Source organism: Winogradskyella sp. 266wxhm (assembly GCF_058964685.1).
In genome coordinates, this window is sequence record NZ_CM179559.1 from 958,525 (window position 1) to 985,435 (window position 26,911).

The window sequence follows — 26,911 nt, forward strand, 5'->3', positions numbered from 1 at the left end:
GCTTTTTTCTTTTTAGTAGTGAGCAAAGTCAAAATTCAACATTTGTTTTATATAATTATAAAGCTCCGGGAATTGAGTTTTGAATTCTAAGGGAGTCTCTATAAAGTTTTCTAACAAGACTGCAAAAAATTCAAACTGATTTGTATAAGCGTACTCTCTAAAATATCTCGAGGCGATTAATTCTTTCCTTACATCTTCATTATTTTGTAAATACGTAGTGAGGTTTTCAAAACCTATATTAAAAATCATACTACTAATATCATCACCTTTGTAAGCATTAAGGTGAATTGCATGTCCAAACTCATGAATACCCAAATTTAAGTTATCGTCACCTATTTTGTAACCGTGTTTAAAATCTTCCCACGAAAATACAATAGTCTTAAGTTGCGGATTCATTTCACCTTTATGCAAAGTGTCATTAATTTTAGAGTAGTAAGCTTTTGGATATATGATGACATGCTCAATCAAGTCAATTAGATAATCTCTAAATCCAAAAGTTAACATCACAGCTGTTGATGAAATTAAAATTTTCATTTCATCGTTAGGTACAATTCCTTCTCTACCTGTAAAAGTCTTATCGCTTATAAACTTAGATAAGCGATGCCGAAAAATAGTCTTATCTGCTTTAGATAGATTTTGATAAAAAGAAAAGTCAGATTCTAATATAGACCGATGAGCTTCCTCTAACTTGTCTGAAAACACAACTCTATTGATGTAAAAGGGTTTGTATCTTCTTAAGGCATAAAGCTTTTCTATATAAAGAAAGGTTTTATAAAGTACAATAGTTGCGATACCAACAAAAAAAATAACCAACAAAACAAGTTCGGCAATAGGACTAAGTCCTTCGTCTTGAATTAGGGCGAAATATATCATGTCTAAATATAGAATAATTTCATAAAATGTGGCTTCTAGATAATGGCTACAGATACTTTGGATTTGGCTACATTTATAGATAAATTAATGTTGAATTTTGAACCAACAAAAACATTACAACATGAAAAGAAATAAAATTGCTCTAATTACAGGTGGAAGTCGTGGCTTAGGAAAAAATATGGCTTTAAAAATTGCCGAAAAAGGGATTGACGTTATTATCACTTATCACACTAATAAAGCAGCTGCTGATGAAGTTGTATCAGAAATTGAACAGTTGGGTCAGAAAGCTCACGCTTTAAAGCTAGACACAAGTAAGACGGCTACTTTTGATAAATTCTTTGAAGAACTAAAAGATTATTTAGAGAGTGCAACAGGTAATTCTAAATTCGATTTTCTAATCAATAATGCTGGTACAGGCATCTACACTCCATTTACCGAAACGACAGAAGAACAATTAGACGACATGTTTAATATTCATTTTAAAGGAGTTTATTTTTTAACCCAAAAAGCCTTAAATTTCTTGAATGATGAAGCAAGAATCATTAATATCTCATCAGGATTGGCTAGATTTAGCTTTCCTAACTCTTCTGCTTATGCTTCAATGAAAGCTGCTGTAGAAGTGTTTACAAGGTATTTAGCAAAAGAATTAGCACCACGTAAAATACGAGCTAATGTCGTTGCTCCTGGTGCTATAGCCACCGACTTTGGCGGAGGCGAGAATAAAACCAACGAGCAAAAGCGTACTGCGGTTTCTAATGCTACAGCTTTAGGTAGAGTTGGTGAACCAAAAGATATAGGTGGTATTGTAGCCTTTTTATGTACCGAAGATGCTGAGTGGATTAACGGACAACGAATTGAAGCTTCAGGAGGTATTTTCCTTTAAAATAACAGCTTTGAAAAAGAACACTATATACAAGATAAAATCCATTAGTGATTTTCATAAAGTCAGAGGCTTATCAAAACCGCAACACCCTTTGATAAGCCTTATCGACTACAAAGCCATGATCCACAAACCAGAATACAACAATATTAGTTGGCTACAAACCTACTACTCTATTGCGTTAAAAAAGGATGTTCCTGGCAAGTACAGATATGGTATACAAGATTATGACTTTGATGATGGCCTAATGTCGTTCTTTGCACCAAACCAAATCCTGAATATTAAGTATGTACCTAATGACACTAATAAAGTGCCTACAGGTTGGATTCTTCTTATACATCCAGACTTTTTGTGGAATACCAGTTTGGCTACAAAGATAAACAGGTATGATTTTTTTAATTATTCATTAAACGAAGCATTGTTCTTGTCTGAAAAGGAACAAAAAACCATATCCGATTTATTAGAAAATATTAAACAGGAATACCAAGCTAATATTGACAAATTCAGTCAGAATATTATTATTTCCCAAATTGAATTATTGCTCAATTATGCCGAACGCTTTTACGAAAGACAATTCATCACCAGAAAGAAAAACAATCATGAAATTTTGTCTAAGCTAGATACTATTCTGAACGACTATTTTGAAAACCAAACCCAATTACCCACCGTACAAGCTGTGGCAGACAAACTGCATATCTCACCAAATTATCTTAGCAGTACTTTAAAATCTGTTGTAGGACTCAACACCCAACAATACATACACGAAAAGCTTGTTTCTAAAGCTAAGGAAATGCTATCTACAACAGAGCTTACTGTAAGTGAAATAGCTTATCTATTAGGTTTTGAGCACTCCCAATCGTTTAGTAAGCTTTTTAAAAACAAAACCAACCACTCGCCTTCTGAGTTTAGAGCGTCTTTTAATTGATATTAGTCTTGAATTACATCACCTTTTCTTCTAAAAATCATTAGATTAGCTAATGTTAATATAAGTTAGATATAGTTAATGAGTATATTCAATTGTTGTAGCCAATTCGAACAAATGGAAAAAGAAAAAATTCAAACCATTAGGAATAAAATTCATTTAATTGAAAAATACTCAAATCAAAAGTGTAACTTCAATAAGATGGTCAATGAAAAGGAAGTTTTAAAGTTTGAAAATAAATTTGACCTAAAATTACCTAAAGATTATCGTGATTTTATCATACAAGTTGGAAATGGTGGATTTATGAATTTAAATTTTTTAAATATTAACCACTATATTCATCGAGTTAGTAAATCTGATAGAATATCTGAAAAATTCCCACTTAAAAAAGCGCTTATCGATATTAACGAAAATGAAGATTTAGAAGAGCACGTAAATATTGGTGATTATGATTTTTTAAGATTGCAAGAATTGAATTTTGATTTTGATGAATTATATAACGGTCAGATTATATTAAAAAACACTGGTTGTGGCAACTACATATTCTTAGTTATAAAAGGAGCTGAATATGGAAATGTTTGGATTTGGGAATATCCATCAAATGGAGAAATTCTACCATATAACGGAAAAAAATGGAGTGATAGATTTAAATCATTTCAAAGAAAATCTTTTAGTGATTGGTTAATAGAAGAGTTAAATCAATATTTATTAGATAAAAACTGGCTACAACAAGGCGTATAATTAATTGCGGCTGAATTTCCTCGCCAGAAATTCAATCTTATTAATTATCTTTCCGCAACATCGGAAAACGACTCGCGTCCTTTCCCGCAAAAAATCATACACAAATACGTTGTGTGTAATTTAAGCAACCTAACTAAAAACAAAATGAATGGGATTCTTTGGAAATCTATTTGGAAGTAAAAAACTAAAAACGACTGACTCTGATTTTGGAGAAATCGAGAGTTTTAGCACAAGAGGAAATGATGTTGGTTGGCAGGTAAATAAAAAATATTTTAACTCTGACATTGAAATACTCATTGCAGGAAACAAAGACGGAATTGCCGAAAACCAAAAACGGATTTTACTCAATGCTCTGAATAACGAAACGGAAATCAAATCTGAATCGGAAAAGGCTCTTAAGGAACAATATGCAAATGCAGAAATGGAATTTGAATCAATTGAAAAGCATTTTGACCTGAAAGGAATTTCCGTTAGAGACGAAGGATTTGAAGTGGCTTTTCAACAAAAAAATGACCCATACTATTTTTTTAATGTTCATTTTGAGAATAACAAACAAGTTGGAGTTTCAATAGATGGTTAGTTTAGATGTAAAACATTATCTCGGAATTTATAAAACCCGACTGCAAATGCAAGAAGAAGGAATTACCAATCCTTCTGACGAAATAAAATTATTAACTAAAACAATCGTGGAGAAATTATCTCAATTACCTCTAACCGAAAAAATTGAATTAGAGAATGGCAAAATGATCGATTCAAAAGGTAATATAATTGTTGTTTTTCCGAGAAATTAAACGAATAAAAACCTCAAACAACATTGGCTATAAACAATTGCTATTACAGGCTTATCCTGAAAATTCCTGCGGAATTTTCAGCTTCGTGTGTACTTGCAAAAGTCCGTGCTAACCCACGAAACTATTCATAGCCGAGACCGTTACCCAACATTTAAAAATGACTAATAAAAAAATAAAATATACCGGAATTACAACAGGGATAATCTTGCTAACTGGATTTTTGTACTATTTTTTATTTGTAAATGACTTTGAAGCCATTGACTTTTCAGCTTGGGAACAAACATACACCAAAATCAAGTTTGATAAAGAAATCTGGAAAACTGATAAGGAGCAAAGATTTACTATGTCAAAAGATCTAATTGATAGTGGAATACTTATTGGAAAAAATTTAATCGAGGTAACGGAATTACTTGGAGAAGATTATATATCAAACTCTGAAAACACAATATCCTATTATCTAGAATTTATTCCGAGTCCAGGTAATTTGGATCCTGACTTATTAAAACTGACTTTTGAGAATGATATGGTAATTGAGGTCATCCAGCACGGAACATAAAAACGTTGGGTAAAAACGTGTATAATTAATTGCTTATTCTCGCCTACTTCTGAAAACCCTGACCTAAATAAAGTGTATATTTGCGATTAGACTGGTTTAAAAATATTGAGGCAATAATTTGCAAAATTCACTTAATTTAAAGTTCTACCCTACTAAACATTTTTTGTTTTTACTAATATGTGTAAGTCTTTTTCTTGCAACAACTAAAATCCATTCGCAATCTGAAGACGACATTTTATTAAACAAAGCTTCTTGGCTACTCTATGACCAACCTCAAGAAGCTATAAAGATTGCAGATTATATAATTAAAAAGACTTCTAGTCCCTCTGAAAAAAATTTGAAAGCTCAGCTTATTTTAGCTGAAAGCGGACTTTTGCTTAGCGACTATAAAACAGCCATAACTTGTTTATTTAATACCAAAGAAGCTCTGGATGTTTTTCCAAATCAAAAACTTAAAAATAAAAACAGCATCTTATTTGCTTCATTATATCGGCAATTAGGCTTATTAGATAAAGCAAAACAAGCACTTGAATTTATACCAAAAGACAAAGACTTAAAAGGGCGGTTTTATTTTGAACAAGGACTTATAGAAGCGAATCTTAAAAATCAAGATAAAGCAACCTCTTGTTTTAATAAAAGTTTAGATGCCTACAAATCCTTACCTCATACGCAACTTTCATCTTGCCTAATCGGTTTATCGAGATTGGCTCTAGCAGAAAACTCTTTAGAGACTTCTGAAAAACTTGACAGTGCCTTTACAGACACATCTTCACCACAACTTCTCAAGCATATCTCTAAAAAATTACAAGCAAAGTTTTTATATGATAAAGAAGCATACAACGAATCCTTAGCCTTATTAACTACATTGATGCCTTTGGAAAATTCAGTTAAAACTACTGAATTAAGAAAGCAACTTTTCGAAATTGCTTCTCGTGATTATTACGCCTTGGGTGATTTTGAAAAATATCTAGACTATGATGAGCAATTTAATGCGCTTGAAGATTCTTTAATTAACATAGAAAAAGAAGCCCATATTGCACTGTATGCCCGAATGCTGAAATATCAAAAAAAGACAGTCAACCAAAAAGGTGAAAGTAATAAAATTAAAGGGATTATAATCCTAACCATATTATCCTTGATAGTAGCCTTTCTTATCTTTTACCGAGTAAGACAGCATGTTTTAGAAAAGAAAAAAACAGGTGGTGATACTGATCATAAATCGAATAACGATCTTGTAAAACCTCAAGAGCATGAAAGTAAAACCATTGTTATTCCTGACGATACAAAATATCAAATTATTCAAAAACTGAATGCTTTTGAAAAAAATATGGAATTTCTAGATGCAAGAATCTCATTAACTTCCATGGCAAAAAAACTAAATACAAACACCAAATATCTTTCTGAAATAATCAATACTGAGAAAGAAGTAAGCTTTACACGTTATATAAATCAACTTCGAATTGATTACATACAGAAAAAATTAGCTGAAGAACCTACCTATCGAAAATATAAAATTAGCTATTTAGCTAAAGAAAGTGGATTTGTGTCTCACAGTACCTTTGCTACTACGTTTAAGTCACACACAGGAGAATCACCAACAGCTTATATCTCAAGACTTCAAAAAAAAGAAAAAAATAACAGGATATGATGCGTCAAAAAATTTACATCATACAATTATTTGTTTTCCTTCTTGGAAATTCCATTTCAGGAATAGCTCAAGAAGACACTAAAAGTATTGATAGCTTATTTAAAGAAGCCTCTTTTTTAGTCTACACACATCCAGAATTATCTATTGAAAAGGGAAACTCTTTATATGAATTAGCTAGAGAAAAAAAATTACCCAAAGTTCAATTACAGGCTCTCATCGTCATAGCAAATGGCCATGCTGCACAAAATCAATATGACAAATCTATTAGCTTCTCTCGTAAAGCTTACGATATAGCATTACAATCTCAGGATTCCATCAATCAAATAAAAACCTTAGCATTCATAGGAAGTCAATACCTCTCAATAGGCATGAATGATGAAGCCTGGATATACTTAGACAAAGCAGATAAGCTTTCTCAAACTGGCTCACTTTCAAAAGATATACAACCGCTTTTGGGGAATATCTTTTTATTGAAAGGAATCAATTATAAACATAATTTAGACTGTGCTTTTGCACAAGATTTTTTTGACCAAGCGATACAAATATTTGTTACGTATCCAGACAGCAATTATTCTAGAGGAAACATTGCCCAAGCTTGGAATCAAAAAGCAACTTGTTATTTACAAATCAAACAGTTGGTTAAAGCTGATTCTAGTTTTATTAAGGCAATAGATTATGGAGAGCAAAACTATTCCAGTGGTATTTTAGCTCATGCCTTTTGGGGACGTGCTCAAATATGTGAACAAAGGCAAGATTTTGAAAGTGCCATGAATTACCTAACCAAAGCCTTGGAATATGTTAGGGAAAACAGTATAAAAAAGCTCGAGCTAGAAATATACAGATCCTTAGCAAAAACTAATTTGCAACTCAATAATCTGGAAGACCATAAACTATATAATGAACGGTTTAGAGAGGTAAAAAAAGAGATTACAGAAACACAGCAAAAATCACTTTTATCCCTACAAAAAAGTATGCTTGATTATGAGGTATCAATAATTGAAAAACAACAAGACAAAACGAAACTTATTTTTATTATTAGTTCTGCCTTATTAATCATTTTTATTGCAGTATTATCATGGAATATCTTAAAAAGATATAAAAAATAAGCATTTCTTAACCTAAAGCTAAAAATTCTTCTGTGTTTTCACTTCCTAAACACAAACAATTGACCTACAAATATTTAAGCATCCTTTTATATTTTCTAAAACTTGAAATTTTACCGAATACAAAAAAGCAAGTTCTTGATTAGGCTCTTTAATTAGGTACTTTTGGTCAGAACTATAACTACAAATAATTTATGAAAAGCAAAATTACTTTTTTCACAATTTTAATCACTTTTATATCATTTTTAAATGCTCAAGAAGGAGTGAACTTAGAACTGGTTAAGGATATTAATATTTCAGGAAATTCTGAACCAGGTTCCTTCATTGATCTGCAAGGGAGTTTAATATTTGTTGCCACTGATGTAGATCACGGAAGGGAGTTATGGATATCTGACGGTACTGAGGGAGGAACTCAACTTTTGAAGGATATTAGGACAGGTACAGCAAGTTCTAATCCTTCGCAGTTAACTTTATATGGTAACCATGTAATTTTCACAGCTCAAACTGATGAAGAAGGTAATGAAGTTTGGATAACGGATGGTACTGAAGCAGGAACCGTGATACTAAGTGATATCAGACCAGGAACAGCTAGTTCTTTTGCCTTTGAGTTTACTGAGTATAACAATGCTATTTTCTTTAGAGCTAATAATGGTTCTGAAGGTACAGAATTATGGAAAACAGATGGTACAACAAGTGGAACTGTGATGGTAAGTGATATCAGAAACGGACAGTCTGGATCAAACCCTACAGCTTTTGTAGTATATAATGGTCTACTTTATTTTAGAGCTAATGACGGATTTGATCCTGGCCAACATGGTTTTGAATTATGGGTTTCAGATGGTACCGATTCTGGCACATCACTATTTATGGATATCAACCCAAATGGTAATAGCAACCCTCAAACCTTTTATGTATTTGATAATATGCTCTACTTTGTTGCAGATGATGGCACTAATGGTATAGAACTATGGCATACAGACGGAACTATGGCAGGTACTCAAATAGTTAGTGATATTAATCCTAATGGTAATTCGTTGCCTAGTTATTTATATGCAGCTAATAATGAGTTATTTTTTACTGCCTACACACAAGATTCAGGAAGAGAACTATGGAAAACAGATGGTACAGAAGCAGGTACAGTACTTGTTAAAGATGTTAGCCCAGGTACTGGTGATGGTATGTTTACTCAATTTAGTATCATTGAATACCAAAACAATGTCTATTTCACAGGTGTTGATGGGGTACATGGTGCAGAGATATGGGTTACAGATGGAACTGAAAGTGGCACCCATGTTTTTAAAGATATTTTTGCAGGTAGTGAGTATAGTATTTCATATGCAGGAAGAGTCGATTTCCAAATCTATAACGGGTTATTGGTATTCAGAGCTATGGATGATTTAGTTAATGGTTATCAATTATGGCTGAGTGATGGTACTATAGACGGAACTCAAGAGTTTATACCTGATTCTGTAGAAAACCCAAATGCATTATGGTTAACCCCTGGGTTTACCGTTATGGGTGACTCGTTATATTTCCAAGCCAATTTTGACGGAGCTTATGGCTCAGAATTGTACAAGCTTACATATACAGAAAACTTAAGTACAGAAGAGTTTAGCGCAACTAATTTTGAAGTCTTCCCTAACCCTACAACAGACTATGTAACGATATCTTCAGTAAATGAAGATTTACAGAGTGTTGAAGTATACAATACCTTAGGAAAACAAATTTTTAATATAGTCCCTTCTCAACAAAGAATAGATTTATCTCAATGCAATCCAGGTATATATTTCCTAAGGCTTACAAGTACATCTGGAAATTATATGATTAAGAAAATCATCAAAAACTAACTTTCACTTTCAACTAAAAGTTTAGTATTGAAAAGCCTTGTTTTAAAAACAAGGCTTTTTTTAATGCTAGTCAATGGCTTATTTAATTTTAATCAGCAAGGAAAAAACCTATACAACCAAGATTACCTTAAGCTAAATAACATAATATTAAGTTTTGTGCACTCACAATAGTTTAGTAAACTTTTTAAAGACAAAACCAACCACTCACCTTCTGAGTTTAGAGCGTTTTTTAATTGATATTAGTCTTGAATTACATTACCTTTTTCTCTAAAAATCATTAGATTAGCTAATATTAACATAAGTTGGATATAGTTAATGTGTATATTCAATAGTTATGTGCAATACTGAAAAGAACTTATGAAAAAAATTTTAGTCCCTGTTTTTCTAATGACAACACTGATTTCAATTGGACAAAGTGTTTACAGAAAAGACGCTGACCTGAAAAAACAGAATGGAATCAAGCAAACTGACATCTATATGCTAGATAAATCGAAATCAACTAATGCGATTTTGTTCCAGTCAAACCTTTATGACAGAAATGGTCGAACAATAGATACAAAAAGCTATACTCTTGATGGAAAATTGGATTCTCATTCAAAATTTGAATATCCAAATGACACAATTAGAATCAAGATTTCAGTTGACTCAACCCAAACAGAATTAAAACGGATTGAACAAAAATTTGACTTATCTGATAAGAAAAGAGAAGCACAAAAAAATAAGAATCGGAATTTTGAATACGAATATGATTCCAGAGGCAACGCAACAAAAATCTACAGAATAGTAGGAAACGAAAAATCCTTGTTAACTGAAAAAGAATATAATCAAAATAATTATCTGACAAGAGAAGGAGCTTTCTCGTTTAGGTCAGATGGAACTAAAAGATGGAAAGTTAGAATTTACGAACGAGATGAATCTGACAACATTTTACGGATTACTACAATGGACGAAAGTGAAATTGAAAATGTTGTAATATATGTTCACAAAAAGTACAGCACATAACAACGGCTATAGTTCATTGCTTCTGACTTTCCTCTCGGAAAGTCCTCGCAAATTTGCTATCTTCGGTTTACGGCAGAAAATCCTAGCGGATTTTTACGTAATGAAACCATAGCCAAACCGTTACATATCATTTGAGAAACTAATGACAATTAGAAAAATCACTCTCTTAATATTTACAATTTTTCTCATTTCTTGTTCCAACAAAAAACTGATTAGATACGAATTCAAGAACTCTGAAATTGAACTGAATTGGTTTTTTTATAGTTATTTATCAAACACAAGTTCCGATTTTATCGAAGTTAAATGTGATGATTATTTTATTACAATTTTTGAGTCTCAGCACGGATTGATGAAAGTGAAAGTCGAAGATAAAACAATAATAATATCTCATCTAAAATCTAACGGAATTCAACCTAAATTAAAGCGTACAAAAATGTTTGCGGATATAAAATTGAATATCAAGAAGTTTCCTCTCACGATATCTATCAAGAATATTTGAATGAAAAAAGTAATGAAAACAAATAAAAAAAGTATAGCAATATGTAACTATAGCGGATTCGACTTACCTTAGATTACGTTAGATACGAAGCTCTCTAATACACTAGTAATAGTTAACGTCTGTACTTTACCGAAAAAATATTAAATTTTAATCCCTAACGAACGGTTATACTAGACCGTTAGCCTCAATATGAATAAAGTGTCATTTATAAAACGAATTACAATATTATTGAGCTTTTCTATTTTACTACTTCTGACCTGTATATCGATTACTATATATGAGTTATTGAACTCTAATCCTGTAACGGATGACCTTAATTACGGAATTATGGCTCTAATTTTTATTGGTCTTTCTGGACTATTCGGAATTATAATTGATTTCATATTGTACAAATTCATAAAAAACAAATGGATCCTAAATATAATCGGACTAATAATTGTTCTATGCTTTATCTATTATTGGTATTAAATTGAGTTAAATTCTGAAGGTAACAACTCATATAATGCGTAAACAAACTGTTAACTAAAATATGAAAAAAAACATTTAACTTTTTTAATTGGATTTTTTATCTTGATTACTTCTTGCTATCAAGCAGAAAAGAAAGAACGCACCCAACTAAAAAAAAATGAACCTATTATTCAGGAAATTATTGTAGAATCTAGTGAATTTGAAGAAAAAGAAAGCCCTCAATTCATAGAAAACGATAGTATAATTCATCTCTGGGAATCTGAATTAAAATCATTGACAAAAGAATACAGCAATTTCGTAGTTAAAACGGAATTAATTGAAAATGACCACGATAATACTCAAATAGACACTATAAGAACTTTAACTTTTGACAAATCAAAAATAGTAGTTTATTCAACGACCGGATTTTATGCTGTTTGGACAGCAGACATAAAAAATTCGGAATTACCAATATGGAACTATGTAAAAGTCGGAATGAAAAAACACCAATTGGAAAAAACCCTAGCAACTAGATTAAAATCTGACACAATAAAATTTGGGAACTTAGAACAGACATCACTTTTTGAATTTTATTTTAGTAATGAAGAGTTAAAACAAGTGAAATTTGAGGGATATATTGATTAAAAATTCTGAAATAATATTTTATAAAACTACTCACAAAAAAACCACCAAAACTCATCTCAAAACAAGTCTTAGTGGCTTAAATAATTATGTATTTGTGACCGCGGAGGGATTCGAACCCCCAACCCTCAGAGCCGAAATCTGATATTCTATCCAGTTGAACTACGCAGCCTTTATTTCCTGCGAAAAGCAGGAATTTATCACTTTAATTAAGACATTAATTTTGCCTTAACTATAGAAGATATTGTTTTTCCATCAGCTTGCCCAGCTAATTCTTGGCTTACAATGCCCATTACTTTACCCATATCCTTCATGCCTTCTGCTCCAACTTGGTCTATGGTCATTACCACAACTTTTTCTATTTCCTCTTCACTCAACGCTTCTGGTAAAAACTGGCTTATAACTTCAGCTTGGTCTAATTCTGGTTGCGCTAAATCTTCACGTTTTTGCTCTAAAAATATGGCTGCACTATCTTTACGTTGCTTTACCATTTTAGACAAAATCTTTATCTCTTGTTCTTCGGTAAGGTCATCTCCACCATCTGAAGCTGTTTTAGCTAATAATATTTCAGATTTTACAGCCCTTAATGCCGCTAAAGCTGTTTGATTTTTTTCTTTCATGGCTACTTTCATAGCGCTCATAACATCATCTTGTAAACTCATAATTTGTTATTTTAATAGAAGTGCGAAGATACTAAAAGTTTCCCTGTTTTAAGTTAGAAATCCGGCTAGGTAAACTCAAAATACCACAAACAAAAAGCCCAAAAAGTTGGAGGGACTTTTTGGGCTTTGACTGGTGTTTTAACACTTAACTTAAACTTGCTATTAATCTACGTTGTCGTGTAAAAATGAATTGTTACTTCTTAATTGAATATCGTCATTTTCATCAGTATTGACAGACATTCTAGAAGAGTTAGTTTCTGAGGAATGTTGAGCATCCTCCAAGTTTACACCTTGTCTTTTGTAAGCAGGTTCCTTTTCGATTTCATCTATTTTAGCGTTGTTAAACTTATAGTTGAAATCTTTCATTTTTCTTCTGCGCTCATCTGCACGAGCTATTAATAATTCTGAAATTGGAGAGTTTAAAGGATCTATCTCACTTTCCTTCATCTCTTCAGTATCGTCTTTTGGTAATACTTTCTTTTCAAAAACAACTTCTTCCTTAACCTCTGCTTTTTCAGCTTTGGTGTTTAAAGAAGATTCAAAAGTTTCAAATTCATCTAACGTATAGCGTTTTTCGCCTTGCTCATTCACTTGCGTTACAGAAATAATCTCTACAGGCTCATTAACATCTATATCATTTATATCTTCGTCTAAGCTAAAGAACATCTTTTCTTCTTTAGATTCTGGCGCTTCAACTTCCTCAATAGTCTGATTGGTTAAAGGCAAATCGAAAGTCAATGTGATTTGCTCTTCCGGCTCTATTTCTATCTCTTCAGCCTTATTTACGATTGGTGTAATAATAAAATCTTCTGAATCGTCTACAAGTGGCTTAGCATCTATAACTTCATCATATACAACACTCATATTTTTAATGAAATCTGTTGTAGGAATGATGTCTGAATCATTATCGTTTTTACTTGAAGCTATTGTCTCATTAGTATCTTCTTCATCTAGTAATGTATGACGCACTACTGGATTTTTATTCTCATCTTCCAAAACAATATCTGGAGTGATAATCGCTGGCTCTTTATCTTTTGTGCTGATATCCTCATCCGAAGATTCACCTAAAGCATGGATTACTTTTTTTGCTTCAGTATTTGAAATTTCATTTTGCTGATCTAGATTAAAACCCGTTGCTATAATGGTAACAGAAATAGATTCTTGTAAAGATTCGTCTTCACCAACACCCATAATAATGTTAGCACCATGACCAGCTTCATTTTGAATATGATCGTTGATTTCACCTATCTCATCAATAGTGATTTCCTGAGAACCAGAAACGATTAACAACAATACATTTTTAGCTCCAGTAATTTTATTATCGTTTAATAATGGTGAATCTAAAGCTTTCATAATAGCTTCTTGCGCTCTAGTTTGACCAGAAGCAACTGCCGATCCCATAATGGCAGTTCCACTATTACTTAAAACAGTTTTAGCATCACGTAAATCGATGTTTTGTGTATAGTGATGTGTAATAACCTCGGCTATACCTCTAGAAGCTGTAGCTAAAACTTCGTCTGCTTTTGAGAAACCAGCTTTAAAACCAAGGTTACCATAAACTTCACGAAGTTTATTATTATTAATAACGATTAAAGAATCTACATGCTGACGTAAGTTTTCTATACCACGTTGAGCTTGTTCGTTTCGCATTTTACCTTCAAACTGAAAAGGCATTGTGACGATACCAACGGTAAGAACATCTAATTCCTTAGACATCTTAGCAATGACTGGTGCAGCACCTGTTCCTGTACCACCACCCATTCCGGCAGTAATAAATACCATTTTGGTATTGGTATCTAACATTCTGCGAATATCTTCTAAACTCTCAACAGCAGCTTGTTCACCAACATCTGGGTTAGCACCTGCACCTAATCCTTCGGTTAAGTTGACTCCTAGTTGAATTTTGTTTGGAACACCACTGTTTTGAAGTGCTTGCGCATCTGTATTACAGATTACAAAATCCACTCCTTTGATACCTTGCAAAAACATGTGATTGATGGCATTACTACCACCTCCACCGACACCAATAACTTTGATGACGTTAGATTGGTTTTTTGGCAAGTCAAATGAAATATTTCCAAATTCGTTACTACTACTCATACTATCTGTGATTATGGGATTTTATTTGTCTTAATTAATTTCTATTTTATTATTCTGCGTTGTCTAAAAATTCTTTGACACGCTCTGTCAATTTATCTAAAAATGAACGTCGTTCTTTTTTAGGTTCTTCAATTATTTGTTCTGCTTCTGGCTCTGTTGTTTCTTCAGCAGCATTTTCAATTTCTATTTCTTCAATTTCTTCAGCTTTCTTACGATCTTGGCGCTTAAGGCCATCCATAACTAAACCTACTGCTGTAGCAAAAAGCGGGCTTGCAATATCCTCATCACTATCACCAGCCAAATGCTCATTAGGATACCCTATTCTGGTATCCATTCCTGTGATATATTCTACTAATTGCTTAAGGTGTTTTAATTGGCTTCCACCACCTGTTAAAACAATACCAGCTATCAATTTTTTCTTTTGCTCTTCGTGTCCGTAGTTTTTAATCTCTACGTAAACTTGCTCTATAATTTCCACGACTCTAGCATGAATAATTTTAGATAAATTTTTCAGTGTTATTTCTTTTGGCTCTCTTCCACGTAACCCTGGAATTGAAACAATCTCATTGTCTTTATTTTCACCTGGCCAAGCAGAGCCAAATTTTATCTTCAGTAATTCAGCTTGCTTTTCAATGATAGAACAACCTTCTTTAATATCTTCAGTGATAACATTACCACCAAAAGGAATTACCGCTGTATGGCGAATAATACCATCTTTGAACACCGCTAAATCTGTTGTACCACCACCTATATCAATTAATGCAACACCAGCTTCTTTCTCTTCCTGACTCAATACTGCATTTGCCGATGCTAAAGGCTCTAAAGTGATGCCTTCTAGCTCTAAACCAGAACTTTTGACACAACGTCCAATATTTCGAATTGATGACACCTGACCTACAACCACATGGAAATTGGCTTCTAAACGTCCACCATACATTCCGATTGGCTCTTTTATTTCTGCTTGTCCATCAACCTTAAATTCTTGTGGCAACACATGGATGATTTCTTCACCTGGAAGCATCACCAATTTATGAACTTGATTGATTAAACGATCAATATCAGTTTCGTCAATAACCAACTCAGAATTTGCGCGCGTGATATAGTCGCTATGTTGCAAACTGCGAATATGCTGACCTGCAATACCAACTGTGACATCTTCAATTTTTTCTGAAGCTGCCGCTTCAGCCTCTTGTACCGCTTGCTGAATAGATTGAATGGTTTGAGTAATATTGTTTACCACACCACGATGCACACCCAAGCTTTTGGATTTACCTACACCTAAAATCTCAACCTTACCATACTCGTTTTTGCGACCAATCATGGCCACAATCTTTGTAGTTCCTATATCTAAACCAACCGAAATATTATGCTTTTCCATAGTTTACTTTTTGGTGCAAATAACTTGTTTATCAAACTTTAGATTAATCACTTTGTAATTGTCCAAAATTTTATCTTTCAGCGCTTTTTGATAAAAGGCTTTAAAATTGTTTATCTTTTTTTGTAGATTTTTTAGAGTTCCTACATGAACCAAAAAATCACTTTTACGTATTTTAAAATCAATGGTTTTATCGTCGTTTTGACGAATCTCAATGATATATTTTTTTAAAAACTCATCTTCATCTACAGCTTTAGCAAATTGAAAAACCGTTTCGAGATTATTTTTCATAACATTACCTGTTACAAGTGGCACTCTTGCTGTATAATTAGAGGATAAAGGCATGTAAGAACCTTCATCATCTATATAATATGAAGCATTAGTATTGACCCTTGCGATAGGTCTTTTTTGTTCTATTTCGGCTGAAAGCTCACCGTTTACTGACATAAACACCTCAGCTTTCTTTATCATTGGATTAGAATTTAGGGCAGTTTCTAATTCGTTCAAATCTATAATTTCTTTAGGTTGCTCCGTAACTGGTCGTTGATTTTGTATTAACAATTTACTAACAGTAGCATCCGTGATAAAGAGTTTATTATCGCCTAAAAACTTAATGTTTGATTTAACAACTTTCCGTGCATCGTTTCTTTTATTAGAAAACGCGAACAATCCACCAACCAAAATCAGCAAAACAATGATTTTTATGTAGTTATAATTAATTCGCAACACTAAAAGCTTCTTTTATATGTTTTACTTCTTCTCCAATATCTCCAGCACCAATCGTCATTACAATATTGGTATCAGATTTTTTTATTTCATTAATTAATTCTGATTTTTGAATTAACTTTTTGTTATCGTTTTTAATTTTATTCAACAACCATTCCGACGTCACACCTTCGATAGGCAATTCTCTTGCTGGATAAATATCTAACAGGATAATTTCATCGAATTTTGAAAGACTTTCTGCAAAACCATCTACAAAATCTCTTGTTCTACTGAACAAATGCGGCTGAAAAACTGCCAATACTTTTTTATCTGGATACATCTCTCTAACTGCTTGATGCACGGCATTAATTTCTTCTGGATGATGCGCATAATCATCTATAAAAACAAATTCATCTGTTTTTATTTGATAGCTAAATCGACGCTTTACACCTTTGTAAGATGCCAAGCCTTTAGCCAACTGCTCATGAGAACAGCCATATTCTAAAGCCATCGCCAAGGCAATTATGGCGTTAGACAAATTATGTCTACCTGGTAGATTAAACTCTAGATTTCTATAAGTACCATTCGGTGTTTTAATATCGAAAATGTATGATCCATTTTCAATCCTTACATTTTTAGCACTATAATCGGAATCATCTTCTATACCATAGGTTATACCTTTTAGTGGTAGACCATTTTTTACAAATAATTTACCATTAGGTTTTATTCTTTCAGTAAAATCTTTAAATGATTTTATCAGCTCAGAAGCATCTCCATAAATATCCAAATGGTCTGCATCCATTGATGTGATGCACGCTAAATTTGGCGAAAGAGTTAAAAAAGAGCGATCGAATTCGTCCGCTTCTACCACGGTAACTTCTGTTCCGTTTATAATCAGATTTGAATTATAATTTTCACTAATTCCACCTAAAAATGCCGTAACCGGAGCGTCACAACTATTCAACAAATGTCCTAAAATGCTTGTTGTGGTAGTTTTTCCATGTGTACCAGCCACAGCCAAACAAGTGGTTTGTTTTGTTATTTCACCTAAAATAGCCGAACGTTTTAAAACCTTAAAGTTATTGTCGATGAAATAGTTTAATTCGGTATGGGATTTTGGTATCGCTGGTGTGTAAACAATCAGAGTTTCATCTTGATTCAAAAACCTTGAGTCGACATGTTTTACATCATCTTCAAAATGAACAGTTATACCCAATTCCTCAAGTGCTCTTGTAATATCTGTCGGTACTTTATCATATCCTGAAACATGCTTACCATTAGCCACAAAATAACGTGCCAAGGCAGACATTCCAATGCCTCCAATTCCAATAAAAAAAACGTTATTTACAGCTTTTAAATTCATCTATTTTTCAATAGTTTTTCAACTTCATCAACAATATCATTTGTAGCATTTACCAACGCTAACTTTTCTATATTTTGCCTTAAAAATTTTCTCTTTTCTTCATTAGAAATCAATTCGACAAATTCAGATTCAAAATCAGTATCTAGATCTTTTTCTCTTATCAATACCGCTGCATTTTTATCCGCTACAGCCTTTGCATTTTTGGTTTGATGATCTTCTGCTACATTTGGAGATGGAATAAAAATCGTTGGCTTTCCAACAATACACAATTCCGACACAGAAATAGCTCCTGCTCTTGAAATGATAACATCTGCTGCTGCATAAGCCATATCCATATTATTCAAAAATGCATGTACCTGAACACTATTTAACTCATTATATTTTTTGTACTGATCGAAATACAATTTCCCACATTGCCAAACCACCTGAACATTATTAGCTTCAAACATTTCAATATTTGCTTCGATAAGCTGATTGATTCTTCTGGCTCCCAAGCTTCCACCCAAAACCAATAAAGTATGTTTACTATGAACTAATTTAAAAGTATCTTTTCCTTCAATTTGCTTTCCTTTTACTTCCAACAAATCTTTACGAATTGGATTTCCTGTTAGTTTAATTTTTTCTTTTGGGAAGAATTTCTCCAATCCTTCATATGCTACACAAATAGAGTTTACCTTCTTCCCCAACAGTTTATTAGTAATACCTGGATAGGAATTCTGCTCCTGTATTAAACTAGGAATTCTTTTTGAAGTCGCCACATGAAGCAATGGCCCACTTGCAAATCCACCTGTTCCAATTACTACATCTGGCTTAAAGGATTTTATTATTTTTTTAGAACGTAAAATGCTACTTATTAACTTAAATGGAAATGCTAGATTTTTTAACGTTAATTTTCGTTGAATTCCAGAAATCCAAAGCCCTTCAATTTTATAGCCAGCTTGTGGCACTTTATCCATTTCCATTCGATCTGAAGCACCAACAAATAGAAATTCGGCATCTGGATAACGAGATTTCAATTCATCCGCAATAGCTACTGCAGGATAAATATGACCTCCTGTTCCTCCTCCTGATAATATGAATTTATAACGACTCATTAAATTGCTTCACTTAAAATATCCAACGGATTTTCTTCCGATTCTTGTTCTTTTATTTCTTCGCGCTTAGCACTAACACTTAATATGATTCCGATGGCCATACAGGTCATCCAAATTGAGGTTCCACCACTACTAATAAGCGGTAAGGTTTGTCCTGTAACTGGAAACAACTCCACTGCAACTGCCATATTAATCAATGCCTGAAACACAATTGGCAAACCAACTCCAAGCACTAATAATTTACCAAAAATGGTATCTGATTTTTGAGACACAATAACAATTCTAAACAATAACCACGAATACATGATTAGCAAAAAGATACCACCAAACAAACCGTACTCTTCAATAATGATGGCGAAAATAAAATCTGATGAGGACTGTGGTAAAAAGTTTTTTTGTACGCTTTTTCCTGGACCTAGGGGTGTTATTCCTGTAGCTATTGCAATTTTGGCTTTTTCAATTTGATAATCTTCTTCAGTATCTTCACCATTAGCAAAATTTTCTATTCGGCTAATCCATGTATCCACACGGTTTGGCATAGCTTCTGGAAAAGCTTTAGCTGTCAAAATAAACATAGTCAGCGCTAACAGCCCTGTTCCTATAATAATCAAAAGATATTTTACTGGATAACCACCAATAAAAGCTAACATCATCACCATAGTAAATATGATTGCTGTTGTGGAAAAGTTAGCTGGAAGAATCAATATCAAAATCAAAAATACTGGTCCCCAAAGCGGTAACAACGTTTCTTTAAAACTAACTTCTTTATCTTTTATCTTCGACAAATATCTAGCCACATAAACCATCAAAACTACAGCGGCTAATGTTGATGTCTGAAAAGACATATTAACAATAGGAATCTGAATCCAACGGCTCGCGTTAGCACCATCAATAGTAGTACCTTGAAGCATAGTAATAATCAACAGCACGAACACTATCGGAATCATAATCATCGATAGGCCTCTGAAATACTTATAAGGCACTTTGTGCACTCCAAACATAATAGCAAAACCAAGCGCTAAATGCATAAAATGCTTTAAGAAAAAAGAAAATGTATTACCCATACCTCCAACATAAGCCAAATTACTCGCCGCACTGTATACAGGTAAAAACGAAAATATGGCCAATAGCGTTACTATTGCCCAAATCGCCTTATCTCCTTTTATTTGCTTAAAAATATTATTCATATCATCTATTATCCACAATCAATAGCCCTAGGAAGCACCTTACTAAATTTCAGCTCTTCTATAAGGTAGTATTTCATACAGTAACTCTATATCGTTATTAACCTTGTATTGATTTAAATTATTTATCACATAACTTTCTTTACCATAAAACACTTCCCATAACCAAACAAAAAATATCTTAGAATCTTTTGTTAGTTCAAATGAAGGCATAGAACGCTCAAAAACCTCTTTAAAATCAACCTCATTGGTTGTCAAAAAATACGACAGTGAATTTTTAAAAATTCGTTGAAATTGATCTTTTTTATAATTATAATAGAACGGTATTAATATTAAATATTTTATTAAACTTTTAACCTCTCGCTCATCTTCCGTATTTACATCCCCAAGAACATCTTCACATTCGTCTATATCATAAAAGCTTGCAGAAACTAAGACCTCTGAAATAAAATATTTATTTACCAAATTCATAGTTAAAGGTTTCTTACAGCATTTTTAAATTGACGACCACGATCTTCATAGTTTTCAAATAAATCAAAACTCGCACACGCTGGTGACAACAATACATTATCACCTGCTTCAGCCACTTTATATGCTATTTTTACAGCTTCGCTCATGTATTGGGTTTCAACAATAACATCAACCATATTTCCGAAGGCTTCAATTAGTTTTGCATTATCTACACCCAAACAGATAATCGCCTTTACTTTTTCATTTACGAATGGAAATAATTCCTTGTATTCATTCCCTTTATCGACACCTCCAACAATCCAAACTGTTGGCGCATCCATACTTTCCAAAGCGAAATACGTTGCATTAACATTAGTTGCCTTAGAATCATTGATGTACTGCACTTTATTGATCTTAAGCACATGCTCCAAACGATGCTCAACACCCTGAAAATTCTCTAAACTCTCTCTTATGGTTTGTTTTCTTATTTTAAGTAAATGCGCCACAGTTGATGCTGCCATTGCATTTTTTACGTTGTGCTTTCCTTCCAAAGCTAAATTTTCTGTCGGCATAATTATTTGGTTATTATCTATTGTTATTATTATTTTATTATTGTCTAAATATGCACCTTCCTCAATGACTTTAGTCAGTGAAAAAGGCAGTTTTCGAGATTGAATTGGGTTGTTTTGCAACCACTCATTGATAACCTCATCATCAGCATCATAAATGAAAAAATCTTCTTCAGTTTGATTTTCTACAATTCTAAATTTTGAAGCGATATAATTTTCAAACTTGTAATCGTAGCGATCTAGATGATCTGGCGTAATATTGGTTAAAACCGCAATTTTTGGTTTGAAATCCACGATATCATCGAGCTGAAAACTACTAATCTCCAACACATAGTTTTCGTGATTTTTCTCTAAAATCTGTTTTGCGAAACTGTCACCAATGTTACCAGCCAAACCCACATCCAATTCTTGCTTCAGCAAATGATGCGTAAGTGTTGCGGTAGTAGTTTTACCGTTACTTCCCGTTATACCGATTAAAGTTGCTTCTGTGAATTTTGATGCAAATTCAATTTCTGAAACAACGGGAATTCCTACTTCACGAATTTGTTTCACCAAAGCCACTTTATCTGGTATCCCAGGACTTTTCATTACGATGTTTGCATTCAGAATTTTTAATTCTGTATGCTGTTCATCTTCAAATTCAATCTCATTATTTAAAAGAACGTCTTTGTACTTTTCTTTAATTTTTCCTTTATCAGAAACAAAAACTTCATAGCCTTTTGCTTTTCCTAAAAGCGCCGTTCCTACTCCGCTTTCACCTCCACCAAGAATTACCAACCGTTTCATTATCTAATTTTCAATGTAACGATGGATATAATTGCCAGCAAGATTCCGATAATCCAAAATCGAGTTACAATTTTACTTTCATGATATCCTGATTTCTGATAATGGTGGTGCAATGGAGACATCTTAAAAATGCGCCTCCCTTCACCATATTTTTTTCTTGTGTATTTGAAATAACTCACCTGCATTACCACAGATAAATTTTCCGCTAAGAAAATACCACACAGTACAGGGATTAACCATTCTTTTCTTACCGCAATAGCAATTACCGCTATAATTCCACCAATTGTCAAGCTTCCTGTATCACCCATAAACACTTGTGCTGGATATGTATTATACCACAAGAACCCTATTAAAGCTCCTACGAATGCCGCAATGTAAATAGTGATTTCCTCAACCCTTGGTATGTACATAATGTTGAGATATTCCGAGAAAATGATATTACCTGAAACCCATGCAAAAATTCCTAATGTCAGTACAATTATGGCTGATGTACCTGCTGCTAACCCATCAATACCATCGGTAAGATTTGCACCATTAGAAACAGCCGTAATAATGAAAATACTCACCAGAATAAAAATGACCCATGCATATTTTTCTAAATCAGGACTGATCCATGTGATTAAGTTTGAATAATCAAACTCATTACCTTTCACAAACGGAATTGTAGTTTTTGTAGACTTTTCCTCTGCATCAAATAATTTTGCTGGTGCAATGTCTGGATCTTGAGCTAACAAAACCTGTTGCTGCTCTACTGGTAATTTTTCCTTTATAGTAACATCATCACTAAAAAATAGTGTAGCACCTACGATTATTCCCAATCCTACTTGGCCTAAAACTTTAAATTTACCTTTTAGACCTTCTTTATCATTTTTGAATTTCTTAATGTAATCATCTATAAATCCAATAGTTCCCATCCAAACTGTGGTTACCAACAAAAGAATGATGTATATATTTTCAAGTTTTGCCAATAACAACACAGGAATTATGGTTGCTAGAATTATGATGATTCCACCCATAGTTGGTGTACCTGCCTTCTCGACTTGTCCTTCTAAACCCAAATCACGAATAGTTTCACCAACCTGTTGTTTTTGCAAAAACTTTATGATGCGTTTCCCATAAATTGTCGAAATCAAAAGCGACAATATTATAGCCATAGCTGCTCTAAAGGTTATAAACCCAAAAAGCGAAGCTCCAGGTATCTGAAATTGTTGTTCTAAATATTCAAATAGGTAATACAGCATCTTACTTTTGTAATTGTTTTAAAAATTCTTGCACTATTTTAAAATCATCAAAATCGAATCGTTCTCCTTTAATTTCTTGATAGGTCTCATGTCCTTTTCCCGCGATAAGAATAATATCATTTGCTTCCGCCATTTGACACGCCGTTTTTATCGCTTGTCTTCTATCTGTTATTGATAATGTCTTTTTGAAATTTTGAGGTTCAACTCCTTTCTCCATATCTTCAATAATGGTTTCAGGAACTTCGCTACGTGGATTATCGCTAGTAAAAATCACTTTTGTACTTAAAGCCGAAGCGATGTGCGCCATTTTAGGTCGCTTGGTCTTATCCCTATCTCCACCACAACCTACAACCGTAATTAATTCTTCATTTTTAGTACGAATACTATTAATGGTTTCCAGTACATTTTTCAATGCATCTGGTGTATGCGCATAGTCTACAATCGCTGTGATTTTCTCATCTGAAATGAAATACTGAAAACGACCCGAAACATTTTCTAGCTCACTTATCAATCTCAAAATTTCATCTTTACTCAAACCTAAAAGCTCGGCAGCACCATAAATTGCTAGAATATTATAAGCATTAAAATCACCTATTAATCGTGTCCACAATTCACTTTCATTCACCTTCAACAATAAGCCACTAAATTCATTTTCTAAAATTTGCGCTCTATAATCTGCGTAATTCTTTAAAGCGTAAGTGTATTTTTTAGCTTTTGTATTTTGAAGCATTATCAAACCATTTTTATCATCCATATTAGATAATGCAAAGGCTTCTTTAGGCAACTGATCGAAAAATCGTTTTTTAACATCTCTATACTCAGCAAAAGTTTTATGATAATCGAGATGATCATGAGATAGATTTGTAAAAATTCCTCCAGCAAACTGCAATCCTTCAGTTCTACTTTGATGTATTCCATGAGAACTCACCTCCATAAAGCAGTATTCTACACCTGCCTCATTCATCAACTTTAAATATTTGTTTATCGTTAATGAATCTGGAGTAGTATGTGTCGCTTTATAAGTTTCATCAGCTACCATGATCTTAACCGTTGATAGTAAACCAACCTTGTAACCCGCTTTTTTAAAGAGTTGATACAACAAACTAGATACCGTAGTTTTTCCATTAGTACCTGTTACACCAACAAGTTTTAAGTTTTCGGATGGATGCTCAAAATAATTGGCAGCCATAAAAGCCAAAGCCTGATTTGAATTTTCAACTTCGATATAGGTAATTCCGTTTTGAAGATTTTCTGGCAAAACCTCACACACAATAGCTGTCGCGCCATCTACTATAGCTTTTTCAATGTATTTATGACCATCTGTTAAGGTTCCAGAAATTGCCACAAAAACATCATTAGTTTGAATTTGACGTGAATCAAACTCAATCTTTTGCACGGTAATGCCTGTGCTACCAACAACAGCATTAATATTAACCTTATACAATATGTCTTTCAATACCATCATGATGCTTCTAAAACTATTGTTTGGTTAGCTTGTAATTTTTGATGCTTGTCTACGGATTGCTTTCTCACCACTCCACTTCCGGTAATTTTTACCTTAACACCTACAGGCAGATTTTCCAACAAAGCCAATGCGTCCATAGCTGGCATACCAACTACGTTTGGCATTAACTCTCTATATTTTCTAGAATTTTCATAATAACCTTCAAAATCATTTTTTACTAGATTACTCTTATAATCAAGGTTTTTGATTTCATCTACAATAGGAGTATCTGTATAAATCTTTTGAGCAATTCTCTTAAACACAGGACCTGAAACGTCTGCACCATAATAACCAACACTTTTATCAGGCTCATGAATCACCACAATACATGAATACTTAGGGTTATCCGCAGGAAAAAAACCTGCAAAAGATGAGATATAGTTTAATTTATCTCTATTTCTATAATCCTTTTGACATGTTCCTGTTTTACCTGCCATAGAGAAATTTTCAGAATACAATCTATGCCCTGTTCCATGTTCCTTTTCTACCACATTCTCCAACAACTGCTTTACTTTCTTCACAGTTTCTTCTGAACAAATTCTAGGATTGATTACTTTCTTCTCAAAAGGCTCAACCACTCTATCATATTCCTTAACCTCTCTTAAAAACCTAGGCTTTACCATTTCGCCATTGTTTGCAATGGCATTATAAAAAGTTAGTGTTTGAAGCGGAGTAAAAGACACACCATAACCATAAGCCATCCACTGTAGCGCAATACCACTCCATCTACCGTTTTTCACTCTTGGATCTGGAATTATAGGACTTGGCTCACCAATTATTGGAAGATCAAGACTATCGTTAAGATTCATAGCATACAATCTATCCACAAATTTGCTTGGCTTATTTCTGTATGCATTATCAATAGCTTTTACTATTCCTGTATTTGAAGAAACCTCAAAAGCTTCAGAAACTGAAATCTTGCCATAACCACCATGTTTTGAATCTCTAACTTTTTTACCATAAAAAGTCAGAATCCCCTTTTCCGTATCAACAACATCACTAGTATCTATAACCTTATCCTCTAAAGCTGCAGTTACAGCCATTAACTTAAACGTAGAACCAGGCTCATGACTTTCTCCTACAGCATAATTCAATCGTTCGTAATAATGTCCGTTAGTATTTCTTCCTAAATTTGAAATAGCTTTTATTTCACCCGTTTCAACTTCCATAACCACCACACAACCATGATCTGCTTTGTATTTTTCTAATTGTGCTAACAATGCGTGATGCGCTATATCTTGAATATTGACATCTAAAGTTGTATAAACATCATAACCATCCTTTGGCTCTACTTTGTCAAAATCGTAAATCGGCTTCCAATTGCCATTACCTATCTTTTGTTTAGTTCGTTTGCCATTTACACCTCTTAAATATTTTTCACCAAAAGCACCGTCTAACCCAACCCTTGTCGCATAATTATTTTCATCTATACGCTCATAACCAATGGAACGCGCAGCAATTTCACCCATCGGATGTTCACGTCGTGTAGTTTGCTCCACAATTAAACCACCTTGAATTGCACCAAGCTCTAAAAGCGGAAAGTTTCGCATTCTTATATAATCTGAATAGCTAATGTTTCTTGCCAATAAGAAATATCTGTTTTTGTTATTTCTCGCTCTTCTAATAATGTTTTTGTAATACGAAGCCGGCTTTCCTTTATACACACTAAGTGAATCTGCAAGCGCGTTTATATATTTTTCAAAAACTACATCTTTAGGCTGAATCGCATCAATACGTATATCGTATTTAGGAATAGACGTTGCCAACAAGCTACCATCAGCAGAATAGACATTACCTCTATTGGCAGGTATTTCAAAATCTCGCAACGTACGCTTTTCTGCAAGCGCTCTATATTCGTCACCTTGAATAAACTGAATACTAATCAGCTTGAACACCACAGCAAGCGCAAATACAAACATGCAGCCTG

Annotated in this window: 24 protein-coding genes and 1 tRNA gene; 11 read left to right on the top strand and 14 right to left on the bottom strand. The window is 33.3% G+C overall.

Going from position 1 to position 26,911, the window contains the following annotated elements; all coding sequences use genetic code 11:
- Positions 1–12: 12 nt before the first annotated feature.
- On the bottom strand, positions 13–873 hold the full coding sequence (locus tag AC2H4K_RS04435; protein WP_281138582.1) for a zinc-dependent peptidase: 861 nt from the start codon (positions 871–873) through the stop codon (positions 13–15).
- 121 nt (positions 874–994) lie between these two features.
- On the opposite strand from AC2H4K_RS04435, the gene AC2H4K_RS04440 reads away from it, so the two are divergent.
- From AC2H4K_RS04440 to AC2H4K_RS04490, 11 genes are all read left to right on the top strand, one after another.
- Positions 995–1,756 (top strand): SDR family oxidoreductase, encoded by a 762-nt coding sequence (locus AC2H4K_RS04440; RefSeq protein WP_493742901.1) that lies wholly within the window; start codon positions 995–997, stop codon positions 1,754–1,756.
- Positions 1,757–1,766: 10 nt separating this feature from the next.
- On the top strand, positions 1,767–2,678 hold the full coding sequence (locus AC2H4K_RS04445; RefSeq protein ID WP_493742902.1) for a helix-turn-helix domain-containing protein: 912 nt from the start codon (positions 1,767–1,769) through the stop codon (positions 2,676–2,678).
- A gap of 114 nt (positions 2,679–2,792) precedes the next feature.
- The gene (locus AC2H4K_RS04450; RefSeq protein WP_281138585.1) at positions 2,793–3,416 is read left to right on the top strand and encodes an SMI1/KNR4 family protein; all 624 of its coding nucleotides are present in this window, start codon (positions 2,793–2,795) and stop codon (positions 3,414–3,416) included.
- Between the two features lie 148 nt (positions 3,417–3,564).
- The gene (locus tag AC2H4K_RS04455; RefSeq protein ID WP_493742903.1) at positions 3,565–3,996 is read left to right on the top strand and encodes a hypothetical protein; all 432 of its coding nucleotides are present in this window, start codon (positions 3,565–3,567) and stop codon (positions 3,994–3,996) included.
- 46 nt (positions 3,997–4,042) lie between these two features.
- Entirely contained in the window at positions 4,043–4,207 is a 165-nt protein-coding gene (locus AC2H4K_RS04460; RefSeq protein WP_281138587.1) for a hypothetical protein, read from the top strand.
- Between the two features lie 220 nt (positions 4,208–4,427).
- Positions 4,428–4,763, top strand: coding sequence for a hypothetical protein (locus tag AC2H4K_RS04465; RefSeq protein ID WP_281138588.1), 336 nt, complete (start codon positions 4,428–4,430; stop codon positions 4,761–4,763).
- A gap of 163 nt (positions 4,764–4,926) precedes the next feature.
- Entirely contained in the window at positions 4,927–6,411 is a 1,485-nt protein-coding gene (locus AC2H4K_RS04470) for an AraC family transcriptional regulator (protein ID WP_281138589.1), read from the top strand.
- On the top strand, positions 6,408–7,517 hold the full coding sequence (locus AC2H4K_RS04475; RefSeq protein WP_281138590.1) for a tetratricopeptide repeat protein: 1,110 nt from the start codon (positions 6,408–6,410) through the stop codon (positions 7,515–7,517). The genes AC2H4K_RS04470 and AC2H4K_RS04475 overlap by 4 nt, the downstream gene beginning before the upstream one ends.
- 191 nt (positions 7,518–7,708) lie before the next feature.
- A complete protein-coding gene (locus AC2H4K_RS04480) occupies positions 7,709–9,361 on the top strand; it encodes an ELWxxDGT repeat protein (RefSeq protein ID WP_281138591.1) in 1,653 nt (550 codons plus the stop codon).
- Between the two features lie 357 nt (positions 9,362–9,718).
- Positions 9,719–10,363 (top strand): hypothetical protein, encoded by a 645-nt coding sequence (locus tag AC2H4K_RS04485; protein WP_243472777.1) that lies wholly within the window; start codon positions 9,719–9,721, stop codon positions 10,361–10,363.
- Between the two features lie 1,069 nt (positions 10,364–11,432).
- The gene (locus AC2H4K_RS04490) at positions 11,433–11,954 is read left to right on the top strand and encodes a hypothetical protein (RefSeq protein WP_281138592.1); all 522 of its coding nucleotides are present in this window, start codon (positions 11,433–11,435) and stop codon (positions 11,952–11,954) included.
- Between the two features lie 95 nt (positions 11,955–12,049).
- Here the strand turns inward: AC2H4K_RS04490 and AC2H4K_RS04495 are convergent.
- From AC2H4K_RS04495 to AC2H4K_RS04555, 13 genes are all read right to left on the bottom strand, one after another.
- Positions 12,050–12,123 (bottom strand) — tRNA-Arg (locus tag AC2H4K_RS04495).
- 37 nt (positions 12,124–12,160) lie between these two features.
- Positions 12,161–12,613, bottom strand: coding sequence for a GatB/YqeY domain-containing protein (locus AC2H4K_RS04500; protein ID WP_493742904.1), 453 nt, complete (start codon positions 12,611–12,613; stop codon positions 12,161–12,163).
- Positions 12,614–12,775: 162 nt separating this feature from the next.
- Positions 12,776–14,713 (bottom strand): cell division protein FtsZ, encoded by a 1,938-nt coding sequence (ftsZ, locus tag AC2H4K_RS04505; protein ID WP_493742905.1) that lies wholly within the window; start codon positions 14,711–14,713, stop codon positions 12,776–12,778.
- 49 nt (positions 14,714–14,762) lie between these two features.
- Positions 14,763–16,091 (bottom strand): cell division protein FtsA, encoded by a 1,329-nt coding sequence (ftsA, locus tag AC2H4K_RS04510; RefSeq protein WP_281138595.1) that lies wholly within the window; start codon positions 16,089–16,091, stop codon positions 14,763–14,765.
- A 3-nt stretch (positions 16,092–16,094) separates the two neighbouring features.
- The gene (locus AC2H4K_RS04515) at positions 16,095–16,817 is read right to left on the bottom strand and encodes a cell division protein FtsQ/DivIB (protein WP_493742906.1); all 723 of its coding nucleotides are present in this window, start codon (positions 16,815–16,817) and stop codon (positions 16,095–16,097) included.
- A complete protein-coding gene (murC, locus tag AC2H4K_RS04520) occupies positions 16,804–18,156 on the bottom strand; it encodes a UDP-N-acetylmuramate--L-alanine ligase (protein ID WP_281138597.1) in 1,353 nt (450 codons plus the stop codon). Before murC ends, AC2H4K_RS04515 begins: the two co-directional genes overlap by 14 nt.
- Complete coding sequence (murG, locus tag AC2H4K_RS04525) at positions 18,153–19,250, bottom strand: undecaprenyldiphospho-muramoylpentapeptide beta-N-acetylglucosaminyltransferase (RefSeq protein ID WP_281138598.1); 1,098 nt, start codon at positions 19,248–19,250, stop codon at positions 18,153–18,155. Before murG ends, murC begins: the two co-directional genes overlap by 4 nt.
- Positions 19,250–20,437: an FtsW/RodA/SpoVE family cell cycle protein gene (locus AC2H4K_RS04530; protein WP_281138599.1), complete on the bottom strand. Its 1,188-nt coding sequence runs from the start codon at positions 20,435–20,437 to the stop codon at positions 19,250–19,252. The genes murG and AC2H4K_RS04530 overlap by 1 nt, the downstream gene beginning before the upstream one ends.
- Before the next feature lie 42 nt (positions 20,438–20,479).
- Entirely contained in the window at positions 20,480–20,905 is a 426-nt protein-coding gene (locus AC2H4K_RS04535) for a hypothetical protein (protein WP_281138600.1), read from the bottom strand.
- Positions 20,906–20,907: 2 nt separating this feature from the next.
- Entirely contained in the window at positions 20,908–22,239 is a 1,332-nt protein-coding gene (gene murD, locus AC2H4K_RS04540) for a UDP-N-acetylmuramoyl-L-alanine--D-glutamate ligase (RefSeq protein WP_281138601.1), read from the bottom strand.
- Positions 22,239–23,480, bottom strand: a complete 1,242-nt coding sequence (mraY, locus tag AC2H4K_RS04545; protein ID WP_281138602.1) for a phospho-N-acetylmuramoyl-pentapeptide-transferase — start codon at positions 23,478–23,480, stop codon at positions 22,239–22,241. The genes murD and mraY overlap by 1 nt, the downstream gene beginning before the upstream one ends.
- Before the next feature lies 1 nt (position 23,481).
- Complete coding sequence (locus AC2H4K_RS04550; RefSeq protein ID WP_493742907.1) at positions 23,482–24,945, bottom strand: UDP-N-acetylmuramoyl-L-alanyl-D-glutamate--2,6-diaminopimelate ligase; 1,464 nt, start codon at positions 24,943–24,945, stop codon at positions 23,482–23,484.
- Positions 24,942–26,903, bottom strand: coding sequence for a penicillin-binding protein (locus tag AC2H4K_RS04555; RefSeq protein ID WP_493743061.1), 1,962 nt, complete (start codon positions 26,901–26,903; stop codon positions 24,942–24,944). Before AC2H4K_RS04555 ends, AC2H4K_RS04550 begins: the two co-directional genes overlap by 4 nt.
- Positions 26,904–26,911 lie beyond the last annotated feature (8 nt).

Coding starts and splice junctions, on each gene's coding strand:
- AC2H4K_RS04435 (WP_281138582.1), bottom strand. CDS start 873: ATGATATATTTCGCCCTAATTCAAGACGAAGGACTTAGTCCTATTGCC.
- AC2H4K_RS04440 (WP_493742901.1), top strand. CDS start 995: ATGAAAAGAAATAAAATTGCTCTAATTACAGGTGGAAGTCGTGGCTTA.
- AC2H4K_RS04450 (WP_281138585.1), top strand. CDS start 2,793: ATGGAAAAAGAAAAAATTCAAACCATTAGGAATAAAATTCATTTAATT.
- AC2H4K_RS04455 (WP_493742903.1), top strand. CDS start 3,565: ATGGGATTCTTTGGAAATCTATTTGGAAGTAAAAAACTAAAAACGACT.
- AC2H4K_RS04460 (WP_281138587.1), top strand. CDS start 4,043: ATGCAAGAAGAAGGAATTACCAATCCTTCTGACGAAATAAAATTATTA.
- AC2H4K_RS04475 (WP_281138590.1), top strand. CDS start 6,408: ATGATGCGTCAAAAAATTTACATCATACAATTATTTGTTTTCCTTCTT.
- AC2H4K_RS04480 (WP_281138591.1), top strand. CDS start 7,709: ATGAAAAGCAAAATTACTTTTTTCACAATTTTAATCACTTTTATATCA.
- AC2H4K_RS04485 (WP_243472777.1), top strand. CDS start 9,719: ATGAAAAAAATTTTAGTCCCTGTTTTTCTAATGACAACACTGATTTCA.
- AC2H4K_RS04500 (WP_493742904.1), bottom strand. CDS start 12,613: ATGAGTTTACAAGATGATGTTATGAGCGCTATGAAAGTAGCCATGAAA.
- ftsZ (WP_493742905.1), bottom strand. CDS start 14,713: ATGAGTAGTAGTAACGAATTTGGAAATATTTCATTTGACTTGCCAAAA.
- ftsA (WP_281138595.1), bottom strand. CDS start 16,091: ATGGAAAAGCATAATATTTCGGTTGGTTTAGATATAGGAACTACAAAG.
- murC (WP_281138597.1), bottom strand. CDS start 18,156: ATGAATTTAAAAGCTGTAAATAACGTTTTTTTTATTGGAATTGGAGGC.
- murG (WP_281138598.1), bottom strand. CDS start 19,250: ATGAGTCGTTATAAATTCATATTATCAGGAGGAGGAACAGGAGGTCAT.
- AC2H4K_RS04530 (WP_281138599.1), bottom strand. CDS start 20,437: ATGAATAATATTTTTAAGCAAATAAAAGGAGATAAGGCGATTTGGGCA.
- AC2H4K_RS04535 (WP_281138600.1), bottom strand. CDS start 20,905: ATGAATTTGGTAAATAAATATTTTATTTCAGAGGTCTTAGTTTCTGCA.
- murD (WP_281138601.1), bottom strand. CDS start 22,239: ATGAAACGGTTGGTAATTCTTGGTGGAGGTGAAAGCGGAGTAGGAACG.
- mraY (WP_281138602.1), bottom strand. CDS start 23,480: ATGCTGTATTACCTATTTGAATATTTAGAACAACAATTTCAGATACCT.
- AC2H4K_RS04550 (WP_493742907.1), bottom strand. CDS start 24,945: ATGATGGTATTGAAAGACATATTGTATAAGGTTAATATTAATGCTGTT.
- AC2H4K_RS04555 (WP_493743061.1), bottom strand. CDS start 26,903: ATGTTTGTATTTGCGCTTGCTGTGGTGTTCAAGCTGATTAGTATTCAG.